The organism is Mycobacterium sp. 23, assembly GCF_048287075.1.
GTDB classification, from domain to species: Bacteria; Actinomycetota; Actinomycetes; order Mycobacteriales; family Mycobacteriaceae; genus Mycobacterium; species Mycobacterium gordonae_B.
The window spans coordinates 3610100-3622347 of sequence record NZ_JBLVUX010000005.1; the positions used below are offsets into that span (position 1 = coordinate 3610100).

14 protein-coding genes are annotated in these 12248 nt (G+C 66.8%); 2 read left to right on the forward strand and 12 right to left on the reverse strand.

Annotated features, from left to right (window positions below):
- The 3 genes from ACNQS7_RS17865 to fadD5 form a co-directional block, all read right to left on the reverse strand.
- Complete coding sequence (locus ACNQS7_RS17865; RefSeq protein WP_055577065.1) at positions 1-870, reverse strand: MlaE family ABC transporter permease; 870 nt, start codon at positions 868-870, stop codon at positions 1-3.
- Between the two features lie 2 nt (positions 871-872).
- Positions 873-1676, reverse strand: a complete 804-nt coding sequence (locus ACNQS7_RS17870) for an MlaE family ABC transporter permease (protein ID WP_065048336.1) — start codon at positions 1674-1676, stop codon at positions 873-875.
- 214 nt (positions 1677-1890) lie between these two features.
- Positions 1891-3543 carry a fatty-acid--CoA ligase FadD5 gene (fadD5, locus tag ACNQS7_RS17875; protein ID WP_418013567.1) on the reverse strand — a complete coding sequence of 551 codons (1653 nt, stop codon included), beginning with the start codon at positions 3541-3543 and terminating at the stop codon, positions 1891-1893.
- Positions 3544-3673: 130 nt separating this feature from the next.
- Here fadD5 and ACNQS7_RS17880 point away from each other — a divergent pair, with 130 nt between their 5' ends.
- Positions 3674-4405 (forward strand): GntR family transcriptional regulator, encoded by a 732-nt coding sequence (locus tag ACNQS7_RS17880; RefSeq protein ID WP_418013568.1) that lies wholly within the window; start codon positions 3674-3676, stop codon positions 4403-4405.
- Here ACNQS7_RS17880 and ACNQS7_RS17885 read toward each other — a convergent pair.
- Together ACNQS7_RS17885 and ACNQS7_RS17890 are read right to left on the reverse strand one after the other, a co-directional pair.
- Positions 4402-4836, reverse strand: coding sequence for an SRPBCC family protein (locus ACNQS7_RS17885; RefSeq protein WP_055577068.1), 435 nt, complete (start codon positions 4834-4836; stop codon positions 4402-4404). The genes ACNQS7_RS17880 and ACNQS7_RS17885 overlap by 4 nt on opposite strands.
- 29 nt (positions 4837-4865) lie before the next feature.
- Positions 4866-5315 (reverse strand): acyl-CoA thioesterase, encoded by a 450-nt coding sequence (locus tag ACNQS7_RS17890; protein ID WP_418013569.1) that lies wholly within the window; start codon positions 5313-5315, stop codon positions 4866-4868.
- A gap of 23 nt (positions 5316-5338) precedes the next feature.
- Here ACNQS7_RS17890 and ACNQS7_RS17895 point away from each other — a divergent pair, with 23 nt between their 5' ends.
- Complete coding sequence (locus ACNQS7_RS17895; protein ID WP_418013571.1) at positions 5339-6439, forward strand: alcohol dehydrogenase catalytic domain-containing protein; 1101 nt, start codon at positions 5339-5341, stop codon at positions 6437-6439.
- Here the strand turns inward: ACNQS7_RS17895 and ACNQS7_RS17900 are convergent.
- From ACNQS7_RS17900 to ACNQS7_RS17930, 7 genes are read right to left on the reverse strand one after another with little or no spacing between them, the layout of a single operon-like run.
- Complete coding sequence (locus tag ACNQS7_RS17900; RefSeq protein WP_418013572.1) at positions 6429-7349, reverse strand: alpha/beta hydrolase; 921 nt, start codon at positions 7347-7349, stop codon at positions 6429-6431. The genes ACNQS7_RS17895 and ACNQS7_RS17900 overlap by 11 nt on opposite strands.
- A complete protein-coding gene (locus ACNQS7_RS17905) occupies positions 7331-8023 on the reverse strand; it encodes an SDR family NAD(P)-dependent oxidoreductase (RefSeq protein ID WP_418016042.1) in 693 nt (230 codons plus the stop codon). Before ACNQS7_RS17905 ends, ACNQS7_RS17900 begins: the two co-directional genes overlap by 19 nt.
- 20 nt (positions 8024-8043) lie before the next feature.
- Positions 8044-8784 carry an HpcH/HpaI aldolase family protein gene (locus tag ACNQS7_RS17910; protein WP_418013573.1) on the reverse strand — a complete coding sequence of 247 codons (741 nt, stop codon included), beginning with the start codon at positions 8782-8784 and terminating at the stop codon, positions 8044-8046.
- On the reverse strand, positions 8781-9749 hold the full coding sequence (locus tag ACNQS7_RS17915; protein ID WP_418013574.1) for a zinc-binding dehydrogenase: 969 nt from the start codon (positions 9747-9749) through the stop codon (positions 8781-8783). Before ACNQS7_RS17915 ends, ACNQS7_RS17910 begins: the two co-directional genes overlap by 4 nt.
- A 1-nt stretch (position 9750) precedes the next feature.
- Positions 9751-10923, reverse strand: a complete 1173-nt coding sequence (locus ACNQS7_RS17920) for a cytochrome P450 (protein WP_418016043.1) — start codon at positions 10921-10923, stop codon at positions 9751-9753.
- Between the two features lie 38 nt (positions 10924-10961).
- The gene (locus ACNQS7_RS17925) at positions 10962-11666 is read right to left on the reverse strand and encodes an NIPSNAP family protein (protein WP_418013575.1); all 705 of its coding nucleotides are present in this window, start codon (positions 11664-11666) and stop codon (positions 10962-10964) included.
- Between the two features lie 9 nt (positions 11667-11675).
- Complete coding sequence (locus tag ACNQS7_RS17930; protein ID WP_418013576.1) at positions 11676-12218, reverse strand: hypothetical protein; 543 nt, start codon at positions 12216-12218, stop codon at positions 11676-11678.
- Positions 12219-12248 lie beyond the last annotated feature (30 nt).

The window sequence follows — 12248 nt, forward strand, 5'->3', positions numbered from 1 at the left end:
CTACACCGTCAATGCGAAGTTGGGGTTGACGCCGTAGAGCGCCAACGCGGCGGACAGAACAACCACCTGAACCGAGATCAGGGAGAACCGCATCGATCGGCCGACCGCCTCGCCGACGCCGACCGGTCCGCCGCCGGCATTGAACCCGTAGTAGCAGTGGGTCACCATCACGATTCCCGCGATGATGATCGCCTCTAGAAACGACCAGAACACGTCGTCAGGGCGGAGGAAGGTCCGGAAGTAGTGTTCGTAGGTGCCGCTCGACTGTCCGTACAACAGCGTCGTAACGACCTGTGGGGAGAGAAAAGCCATGATCATCGCCAGCGCGTAGAGCGGGATGATGACCACCAGCCCGGCAACCACACGGGTGGAGGTCAGGTAGGAAATGGACTTGATTCCCATCACTTCCAGCGCGTCGATTTCCTCGCTGATCCGCATCGCACCCAGCTCGGCAGTGGCGCCGGCTCCGACCGTCGCTGCCAGCGAGATTCCAGTGACGACGGGGGCCGCGATTCGCACGTTGATCAGCGCGGAGAAGAATCCCGTGAAGGCCTCGACACCGATGTTGCCCAGCGTGGCAAAGCCCTGGATGGCAATCAGCGAGCTGCCGGACAACGTCACAAAGCCGACGATCGCGGCGGTACCGCCGACGACCGCCATTGCGCCGGTGCCCATCCCGATCTGAGCGATCAGCCGCAGGGTCTCCTTGCGGTAGTAGTGAATCGCGTGCGGGATCTGCCCCAGGCTGGTCAGGACGAACCAAGCCAGCTGGCCGGTCTCGTCGAGACCCCGGGTCACCGAACCCGCGTACTTGTTGACGTTGGCCGTCGCCCGCGGGAACCGCGACCGGACTACCGCTGCTGTCGACATCGTTAGTGCCCCGTCCCGAATCGAACGCCGATCGTGGTCAATATGACGTTCACCGCATACAAGGCCACCACGCACAGCACCACGGTCTCGTTGACCGCCGTGCCCAGCCCCTTGGAACCACCGCGCACCGTCAACCCGCGGTAGCAACCGACCAACCCGGCGATCAACCCGAACGTCGCCGCCTTGACCATCGCGATGATCACCTCCGGCAGACCGGTGATCGTGGTCAGCGTCGCCAGGTACGCCCCACCGGAAACGTTCTGCAGATACACCCCGAACAGGTAGCCACCAACCAGTCCCACCGTGATCACCAGAGCGTTGAGCAGGGTCGCGACCACGGTCGCCGCGATCACGCGGGGCACCACCAGCCGGTGAATCGGGTCGATGCCGAGCACTTCCATCGCGTCAATCTCTTCACGGACGGTGCGGGCGCCCAGATCGGCGCAGATCGCTGTCGAACCGGCGCCGGCCACCACCAGCACTGTGGTCAAGGGACCGAGCTGGGTGACCGCCGCAATGGCCGCTCCCGCACCCGATAGGTCGGCGGCGCCGAACTGCGACAGCAGCACGTTGAGGGTGAAGATAAGCAACACCGTCAGCGGGATCGACACCATGATCGTCGGCAGCAGAGCCACCCGCATGATGAACCAGCACTGCAGGACCAACTCGCCCCACTGAAACGGCCGCCGGAACAAGGCCCGGCCGGTCAACACGCACATCCGGAAGAAGCCGCCGATCAGAGTCAGTGGCGACTCGAATCGATCGCGCAAGAATCCGACCAGATGCGGTCGAGTGGATGTCGTCACGATTGCCCCTTCACATTGGGGCCGCTCGTGTCGCGGCGCCGCGGCGATTGGTGTCGCACGCCTCCTCCTTGCCCCGACCCTACGTGTGTGACCAACGGCTCCCTACCCGCAGGTAGTAACGGAGACCACAGGAATGTACCCGATGGTCGCCCAGGTGTGTATAGCAACTCCACAATTGACATCACGTCAGCACCCAGCAAACATGTCGACCTCGTCAGCTTTCCTCTCTGGTGGCAGATTTCGTTGTGGCAGAACGATTTCCAGAGTCGTCGCCGACCCCGTAGCGCAAACGCAGCTCAGTCTTGAGCACCTTCCCGGCGGGGTTGCGCGGCAGGGCGTCCACGATCTCGAGCGCCTTGGGGTGCTTGTACCGCGCAAGCCGCTCGGTCAGGTACTCAACTAGCTCTTCGATCCGGAGGTGACTTTCCGTTACAGCGGCGACGGCGACCGGGACTTCGCCCCATCGCTCATCGGCCCGCCCGATCACCGCGACCTCGACGATGCGCTCATGGCCGGCCAGAACGTTCTCGACCTCCGCGCAGTAGATGTTCTCGCCGCCGGAGATGATCATGTCCTTCTTGCGGTCCACGACCCACACGTAGCCGTCGGCGTCCATCCGGACCAGGTCGCCGGAGTGGAACCAGCCGCCGGCGAAAGCCTCTGCGGTGGCCTCCGGATTGTTCCAGTAGCCACTCATCAATGTGGGTGCGCGATACACGATCTCGCCGACATCGCCGACCGGCACATCGTTCATGTTGTCGTCGACGACCCGTGCGGCAACCGTCGGGATCACCCGGCCGACCGATCCCCGCTTGCGGATGGCGTCGTCGCCGAGCAGCATGCACGTCACCGGCGACATCTCGGTCTGGCCGAACGCGGCCAGGATCTGGGTGCCCGGAAAAATCTCGGACATCTTGCGCAGCAACACATCTGGCGCCGGCGCGGCACCCCACGACATCACCCGCAACCGCAGGTCGCGCGGCCTTGCCTGCTGCTCCGCGCACACCGCCTGCCACTGCGCGGGAACCAGGAAGATGCCGGTGACTTTCTCGGCCTCCAGCACGTCGAGCAGTTGCCCGGGCTCGAATGCGCCGAGCGGGTAGATCACGGTCGGGAGACCGAGCAGCATCCCGGAGAGCATGTTGCCGATCCCGGCGATGTGGAACAACGGGACGCCGATGAAGCCGACGTCGTTGTTGAGGTCGACACCACTGGTGTAGAGCATGGTCATCGTCTGACCGGTGAGGTTGGCGTGGGTCAGCACCGCGCCCTTGGGCCGCCCCGTGGTACCCGACGTGTACATGATCAGCGCCGGGGAGTCGTTCGGGATGTCAACCGGGGCGGGCGAATCGCCCGCCTCATTCATAAGGTCTTCATAGAAGAGGACGTCGTCATCGGCACTGTTGCCTGCCACCACGACCGTGTCCAGCAGAGGTGCGATCTTCCGTACGCCCGTTGCCACCGGGGCGAGGACCGCTTCGGTGACGACCACGCGGGCCCCGCTGTCCTCGACCAGGAAGGCGATCTCCGAAGGGGTGAGCCGGAAGTTCAGCGGGACGGCGATCGCTCCCAACATATTGGCGGCCAGCACCGACTCGACGAACTCGGGACGGTTGAGCATCAGGATCATCACCCGGTCGCCGGGGCCGACGCCGCGGCGACGCAGCGCGCCGGCCAGCGCCGTCACGCGAGCCCGCAGCTCCGCCCACGTCAGCGTGCGGCCCAGGAACCTCAGCGCTGGCGCGTCCGGCTGCATCATCGCGTGCCGCTCGAGCTGGTTCACCCAGTTCTGGCGGCGGGCAAGATACGGCTGTTCGAGCGCTTCGGAATGGGCCTGCGTCGGGTGGCCGGCCAGTTGGGCGGTCAATATGCCTTCCCTTCACTCGCGCACCGCTTGCGTCAGGCTGATATTTGATAAAACATGTGTTGTCTGGGTCACACTAACGGCCGCTGAGGTCGCTAACAAGCCCTTAGCCACGACTTGAGCCAATACCGCAATGTCGCTGAAAGGCCTGGCAGGCCCCGTGAATGCACCGTTATCGGCCTTAGGTTCCGAGCCGCGCAGGCGCCGGCCGCTGCGCCGGGCGCAGCTGTCCGACGAAGTCGCCGGGCACCTGCGGACCGCGATCATGTCGGGGACGCTGCGGCCGGGCACGTTTATCCGGCTGGACGAAACCGCGGCTCAGCTCGGGGTGAGCATCACGCCGGTGCGCGAGGCCCTGTTGAAGCTGCGCGGCGAGGGCATGGTGCAGCTGGAACCGCACCGTGGTCACGTGGTGCTCCCGCTGACCCGCCAGGACATCGACGACATCTTCTGGCTGCAGTCCACGATCGCCCGCGAGCTGGCCGGCACGGCGACCGAACGCATCACCGAACGCGAGATCGCCGAGCTGGAGCGCATCAACGACCTGTTGGCGTCGGCGGTCGGCGGCGGGGACGTCGAGGCGATCGCCTCGCTGGAGTTCTCGTTCCACCGGGTGTTCAATCAGGCGAGCGGGCGGATCAAACTGGCCTGGTTCCTGCTCAACGCCGCGCGCTACATGCCCGCCCAGCTGTACGCCGCCGACCCGCTGTGGGGCGAATCCACCGTCGACAGCCACCGCCGGCTGATCGCCGCGTTGCGGGACCGCGACGCGGCGGGTGTGGTCGAGCACACGGTCTGGCAGTTCACCGACGCGGCCCAACGGCTTACCGAGACATTGGACCGGACCGGGATCTTCAACTCCTAGCCGAGTTGCTCGGCGCGCTGCTTGACGTTGGCGGCCAGCTGGTCGAGGACGTTGCCCAGCAACATCTTCACCATCGGCGCAGGCACCGGCATGCTGGGCTCGACGTCGATGTCGACGGTGAGCAGGCTGTTCGCTCCGGTGGCCACCACGCTGAACAGCTGCTCCTGCTTGGCGAACAGGTCTCCCTGCTGCATCACGGTCTGAATCTGGTTCTCGCCCGGGTAATACACGGCGTGGATGTAGACGCCTTCGAAACCGTTGACATTGGTGTCCAGGCGAACCTGGCTGGGGCGGCCGTCGTCGTAGCGGGCGAGGATCCAGGCGCCTTTGACGCCTTCATTCCATTCCGGGTACCGCTCGATGTCGGAGACGATGCCCATGATGGAGCCGGCCTCGGCATCGACCTCGACTGTCTTGCTCATAACTGCCATTGGCGAAGCATACGTGCGCCCAGGCGGGCTCAATTCACTAAGGCGGTCGACAACAACGACCGGATCGCGTCGGGAATCGGGACCGGTCGGCGGGTGTCGCGATCGACGTAGACGTGCACCCAGTGGCCCAGCGCGGCGACCGGTTGCGGATCTCGGTCGACCTCTTTGAAGACGCCGAGTCGGTAGGTCACACTGCTGCGGCCGAGTCGCGTCACCGCCAGCCCCACCGCCAGACTCTCCGGGAACGCCAGCTCGGCGAAATAGCGGCAGCCCGACTCCGCGACAATGCCTAGTTCGGGAATGGTGAGCGGATCGACACCGGCCCCCGTGGCGATCCAGGCGTTGATCGCGGTGTCGAACAGCTGGTAGTAGACCGCGTTGTTGAGATGGCCGAACATGTCGTTGTCGGCCCAGCGGGTGAGCACCGGCCACCGCACCGGGAAATCAGCGCTGGTGAGGCCGTCCGGGGCTGGTGGCATCGAGCTCATGGTTGTATTCCAACATGATTCACATCCGCGGCGCGGTGCTGGAGCGGATCGGTGCGCCACGCCCGTACGCGCGATCGCGGCCGATCAGCATCGCCGATCTCGAGCTGGCGGACCCGGGTCCCGGCGAGGTGCTGGTGCGCGTCGAAGCGGCCGGGGTGTGTCACTCGGATCTGTCGGTGGTCGACGGCAACCGGGTGCGTCCGGTGCCGATGCTGTTGGGCCACGAGGCGGCGGGCGTCGTCGAAGCGCTCGGTGACGGCGTCGACGACCTGGCCATCGGTCAGCGGGTGGTGCTGGTGTTTCTGCCCCGCTGTGGCCGCTGTCCCGCGTGCGCGACGGACGGCCTGACGCCGTGCGAGCCCGGCAGCGCGGCCAACAACGCGGGGACGCTGCTCGGTGGGGGCATCCGGCTGAGCCGGGACGGCGGACCGGTTTATCACCACCTCGGCGTCTCCGGGTTCGCGACGCACGCGGTGGTCAATCGGGCTAGTGCCGTCGTCGTGCCCGACGATGTGCCGCCGGAGGTGGCCGCCCTGCTCGGGTGCGCGGTGCTGACCGGCGGCGGTGCCGTGCTCAACGTCGGCGACCCCCGGCCCGGCCAGTCCGTTGCGGTCGTCGGGCTCGGCGGTGTCGGCATGGCTGCGGTGATCACCGCGTTGACCTATGACGGTGTCCGCGTCATCGGGGTCGATCAGCTCCCGGAAAAGCTCCGTGCCGCAGAGGCTCTGGGCGCGCACGAGATTTACACACCGGAGCAGGCCGCGGGAGTCAAGGCGGACGTGGTGATCGAGGCCGTCGGCCATCCCCTCGCCCTGGAGACCTCGATCGGGCTGACCGCCCCGGGTGGGCGCACCGTCACCGTCGGACTGCCGCGGCCGGACGCTCGAATCAGCCTGTCGCCGTTAGGCTTTGTCGCCGAGGGGCGCGCGCTGATCGGAAGCTATCTCGGGTCGGCGGTGCCCAGCCGCGACATCCCCCGCTTCGTCGCGCTGTGGCAGTCCGGCCGGCTGCCGGTGGAATCCCTGGTCTCCTCGACGATCCGGTTGGACGACATCAACGAGGCGATGGACCACCTGGCCGACGGTGTGGCGGTCCGGCAGTTGATCAGATTCTGAACGCTGCCGCCAGTGCGGCGCCTTGCAGCGCGAACAGCCGTTGCGAGTCGGCCCACTCGGGCAGCAGCGAGTCGAATCCGTGGCAGGCGCCGGAGAATACGTGCAGCTCGGTCGGCACCCCGGCGCTGCGCAGCCGCTGCGCGTATTCCACCGCCTCGTCGCGAAACGGGTCGACCTCTGCGCACGTGATCAGCGCGGGGGGCAGTCCCGCCAACGCTTCCCGCCGGGCGGGCGCGGCACCCGGCGTCGGTTGCTGCCCGGCCAGGTAGTGCCGCCACATCAGGTCCGCTGCCTCACCGTCGAACGCGGGGGTGGTGCGAAACTCGTTCCTGGACGCGGTCGGCCGGTCGTCGAGCACTGGCTGGTGCAGCAGCTGGAACGCCAGCGGTGGCAGTTCGCCGTCGGCGGCTCCGTGTGCCAGGCCGGCGGCCAGGGCGCCGCCGGCGCTGCTGCCCGCCACTGCCACCCGGTCGGGGTCGATGCTCAGCTCAGATGCGTTGCTGTGCAACCATTTGAGCACTTTCTGCGCGTCGTTCAGCGCCGCCGGGTACGGGTGTTCCGGTGCCAGGCGGTAGTCGACGGACACCACCGCACATCCGGCACGGCGGGCCAGTTCCAGACATTGCCGGTGGTCGGTGTCCAGATTTCCGAGCGCGAAACCGCCTGCATGGCAATAGAGGACCGCTGGCACCCGCCCCGCACCGCCGCGATAGATGCGCACCGGCACGCCCGCCGCGGCAGCCTGGTCGATTGACACCCCGGCTGTGTCCATACGCGCCTCGGAGCGACGCTGGTCCATCGACTCTCGGATCAACGGGATGGCTTCGGCGGTGAACACCGTCCGGTTGACGGCAACCTCACGCAGTGCCGGGTCCAGTCGCAGTCGGACGCTCACCGGATCTGCAGGCATTGCCCACCGTCGACGACGAGTTCCGATCCGGTGATGAACGAAGCCTCCTCCGACACCAGAAACGCGACGGCATCGGCGATTTCGGCAGGCCGGCCCAGCCGGCCGAACATCGCCACCGCTGCCAGTCGCTGCTGAATGGCGTCGTCAAGCATCGGGGTGGCGACCGGCCCCGGGAACACCGCATTGACGCGGATCCCGGCCGGTGCGAGTTCGGCCGCCGCGGTCTGGGTCAATCCGCGCAGTGCCCATTTGGCGGAGCCGTAGGCGCAATGCTGCGGAAAAGGGCGGATGGCTCCGGTACTGCAGATGTTGACGATCGCGGCGTTGTCGGCCGCTTGCAGGTGTGGCAGCGCGGCACGCATACCCAGGAACGCACCCAGACAATTGACCCGCCACGAGTTCTCGAAGCCCTCCGCCGTCTCATCGGCAAGCGACGCTCGGTGCAGCACCCCGGCGTTGTTGACCAGTGTGGACAGTCCCCCGAATCGCTCGACGGTTGCAAAGACGGCGGCTTCCCACTGCCGGGGGTCGGTGACGTCTAACGCCAGAATCAGCAATCCCTCTGTCGCAACGTCGATTCCGTCGGATCGCACGTCACAGGCCGCGACCTGAAAGCCTTTGCCGAGCAATGTCTGCACTATCGCGCCGCCCTGCCCGCCCGCCGCGCCGGTCACCAATGCGATCTTCGTGTGGCTCACCGGTCGGTCGCCTCGCGCAGGTGTTCGGCGGCCCCCCGGCGCAGCGCATGCGATTCGGATGCCAGCGTGATCATCTGAAAGCCCAACTGGGCCATCCTCTTTCCCGTCGATCCGTCGCTGGCATGGATTCCGGTGATTAGTCCGGCGGCGCTGGCGACGCGATGGATCCGGCCGATCGCCCGGAGAACGAGGTCGTTGCGTGTCGCACCGACCACGTCGGCGCCCATCGAGATTGCCAGATCGGCCGGCCCGACGTAAATTCCAGTCAACCCACTCACCGCGCAGATGTCTTCGATACCGGAAACAGCCGCGGCCGTCTCGATCATGGCGAAGACCCCGGCCCGCTCCGCCAGGGCTGTGGGATCGTGGCCCAGGCTCGCCCGCAACGGCCCGAAGCTGCGAATGCCCGCGGGGGGATAGCGGGTGGCAGCCACCGCCGCGGCGGCCTGGTCGGCCGACTCGATCATGGCGATGATGACGGCGTCGGCACCGGCGTCGAGCACCCGTCCGATGGGCGCCGGGTCGGCGTTGGGCAGCCTGACGGCGGTGGCGATCGGGACGTGTTCGAGGTGGCGCAGCATGGCGGCGACTCCGGCGTCGTCGAGATAGCCGTGCTGGGCGTCGAATCCGACGTAGTCGTAGCCGGCCCGGGCGAATTCGTCGGGGCCGATCAGTGTCGGACCGGTGACCCAGCCGCCCCAGCGGGGTCTATTGAGGTCATTTCGGAAGACGCTCATCCGGCGATCGCGATCTTCACGCGGTCCGGATCCGGACGGCAGGCCAACTCGAACGCCGCCTGGACGTCGTCTACGGCGAAGGTGTGTGTCAGATACGTGCCGAGCAGGTCGGGGTGCTCGGCAGCGAACGCGCCGGCCAGGTCCAGCATCCGCCGCCGGTCCAGTGTGACACCGGATTTCAGCGTCAGGTTCTTGCGCAGCATGGCGCGCATGTCGATGGGATATGCGTCGTCGTCGGCCACGCCGAAGTAGAACACGGTGCCGCCCGGGGCGGCCGCCCCGATCGCATGCCCCAGGGTGGCCACCTGATGACCGACCGCCTCGATGACCACCTCAGGCCGGTCCTGCGGAGCAAGCCGGCTCACCCACCGATCGCTGGTGGCACGCACGGCATCATCGACACCGAATGCGCGCGAGAGCTTTTCGCGGTCGACCGGGTCGATTCCGGTGACTCGTCGTGCTCCGGTGGCCTTGGCAACGTAGGAGAACAGCAGGCCGATCGATCCCTGGCCGATGATCGCCACGTGCCGGCCGGCCAGATCGGGCAACTGCTCGCACGCGTACAGCACGCAGGCCAACGGCTGCAGGCCTACCGCCTGTGCCGCGCTGAGCGACGGATCATAGGGCGCCAGGCCGTCACCGTCGCTGACCACCCGCTCCATCATGCCGTCGAACCCGGAGGCCCAGCCCACCACCTGGTCGCCGGGCCGGTGGTCCGGGTGCCTGCTGGCAAGGACCTCGCCGGACACTTCGTGAATCGGAAAGCCGTCCTTCTCCGCGGCGCTGCGGCCGTCGTCACCCGGCAGCCGTCCCTGCGCACCGCGGAATCCGGGCAGATCGCTGCCGCATACCCCGGCGGCCTGAAACCGCAGCAGCACTTGGCCGTTCGTGAGGCGCTCAGGTGTCTTGGCCGGAATCGAGGTGCGCTCGAACGAGTACGGCGCGACGACCCGATACGACCACACCTCAGACCTCCACCGGAATCTTGTTCCAGCCCCACTGGAAACTGGACGGCAGCCGGGTGGCCTGGTCGCCGTCGATCGCGAATTCGGGCACTCGGCGCAACCATTCTTCCAGCAGCACAGCAACTTCCAGCCGTGCCAGATGATAGCCGAGGCAGAAATGCTGGCCGCGGCCGAATGCCAGCGACCGTTGGATCGGTCGGTCCCAGATGAATTCGTCGGGTTCGGGATACTCGCGTTCGTCGCGGTTCGCCGAGGCCAGCAGCGTGATCACCCGCTGTCCGGGCTCGATCGTCTTGCCGTGCAGGGTGAAGGGTCTACGCGCCGTTCGGGCGAACCATTGCGCCGGGGCGCAGTAGCGGATCATCTCTTCGCGGACGACCGGGACGTTGGTGGCCGGGTCGGCACGTACGGCCGCAAGTTGGCCGGGACGCCGGCTGAGCTCCCACAGCCCGTGCGCCACGATCTTCGGGACTGTCTCGGTGCCGCCGATGAAGATGCACAGCATCTGGGTGGCTACTTCGACGTCGCTGAGCGCGCTGCCGTCGGGTAGGCGATAGTCGAGCAGTCCGTCGACCACCGGTAGCTTGCCGGCTTCACCGGCGCGGCGCCCCGCCACGACCGGCACCAGGAACTGCAGATAGTTCGGCCGCGCCTCGGCGGTGTCGACGCCCTCGCCGGGTTCGGCCAGGCTGCCGGCGTTGACCGCCGCCAGTACCTGGGGGGCGAGATCCGTTGACAATCCTAGCAATTCACAGACCATCGACGCCACCACGATGCCGCCGTAGTCCTGGGTGAGGTCGAAGGTGCCCCGCGGCAGGAGCAGGTCGAGCCGTTCGTTGGCCAGTTCGCGGATTCGCGACTGCAGAGCGGTGACCGACCTGGGCCGCAGCGGCTGGGAGTGGGCGCGGCGGATCTCGCCGTAGAGATCGGTGTCGAACACCGCGTGGAACGGCAACGGGTGCAGCGGCGGGTCGGCGACCGGGCCGTTATTGTGCCGCGCCAGAACCGAAGCCGCGGGCAGGGTCCCCTCCGAGGCGACGAACGTACCGTCGTTGACCTCCAGTACCTGCCAGATGTCCTCAAACCTCGAGATAGCGAACGTATCCCACTGCGGCAGGTAGTAGACCGGGTACTGGTCGCGCAGGATGCGATAGTAGGGAAGCGGATTCGCCATCACGGCCGCGTCGAAGGGATCGTAGGAGAAGTCCTGCGTCACTGCAGTGGCGACGGCGGTAGGGCCTGCAGAATGGAGTCTTCCCAGCCGTCGCGCAGGGCCGGCGCGACGCTCATCCAGGTGACGATCTCAGCTGGCGGGCTGTCCTTCCAGGACGGGTAATGGTTCGCGAAGCACTCCCAGCCGCCTTCGAGAGCCCAGTAGTGAATGACCTCGTTGAAACGGAACGTGGTGGTGAAGGAGCCGAGCCAATGCTTGCCGGTGCTCTCCGACCAGGGGACGTAGAGTCGCTCCAGCTCGCGGATGTAGTCGTCCTGCCGACCGGGCTTGGTCTGCATGATCTCCTGAATCACCAGCGACGCATCGAAATTCACGTCACGCAACGCGGCCAGGCTCCTGTTGCTGGGACCGGCGTACATGATCCGGCCCTCCCCAGAGGCGCCCAAGTCGGTCAGATAGGCCGACCACTTCCCGGCCACCGCCTCGTGACTACCGCCGCGCGCCTGCGCGGCGCCGATCCTGGCGTAGTCCGCGAATGCGTCGATCTCCCAGATGATCGTCACCTGCGGCCAGTGACCGTTGTAGGGCGTGGTCTCCCAGATCGAGTACAGCCGTGCGCCGAGTTCTTCCATCATCGGCTGATAGATGTCGACGAACACCTCGGTGAAGTCGTCGCTGCGCCCCGAACCCAGATCGATCGTTTCGTGCAGGTAGAGCAACGTGTGGCGGTGGTACTTCTTCATACTGTCCGGCTAGCCCGGCCAGGCCGAGTCGGTAACCATAGACTCCGTGGAAGCTATTGCCTCGTAATGCATTCCAGCCGCGCGCAGGGCCTCGGCTTTGAACGCGCGGGCGGCGGCGCTCGGCATGTAGTGGGTCCGGGTGAGGCCGCGGTCCGCACCGAGTGGCCAGCCCTCGCCCCACAGCGCGACCTCGGTCAACCGACTGGCCACGGCCTTGCGCACCAGGGCACGGACGCGGTCGTCGGCGGCGAACGCCTCGGCGCTGACGGCCAGACCCTGACTCATCGGTCCAGAGACGTCCAGATCTCCGGCCGCGTCCAAAACCCGCGCCCCCAACACGCGCAACGGACGGGTGTCGCAGCCCCGCGGTAACAGCACGTTGACCTGCCAGCCGGCGGTCACCCGGTCATACAGCCAGCCACCGACGGTGTGCACCACGTCGACGGTGCCGACGGCAATGACGTCGAGGCGGTGACGCAGTACCTGGCCGTCGAGGTGAGCCCTGCGCGCCGTGCCCCTGCCGGGATGAAAGTCGAACGTTGGAGTAACCATCGATCCGTTCCTGTTGCCACAGCTCCTCGG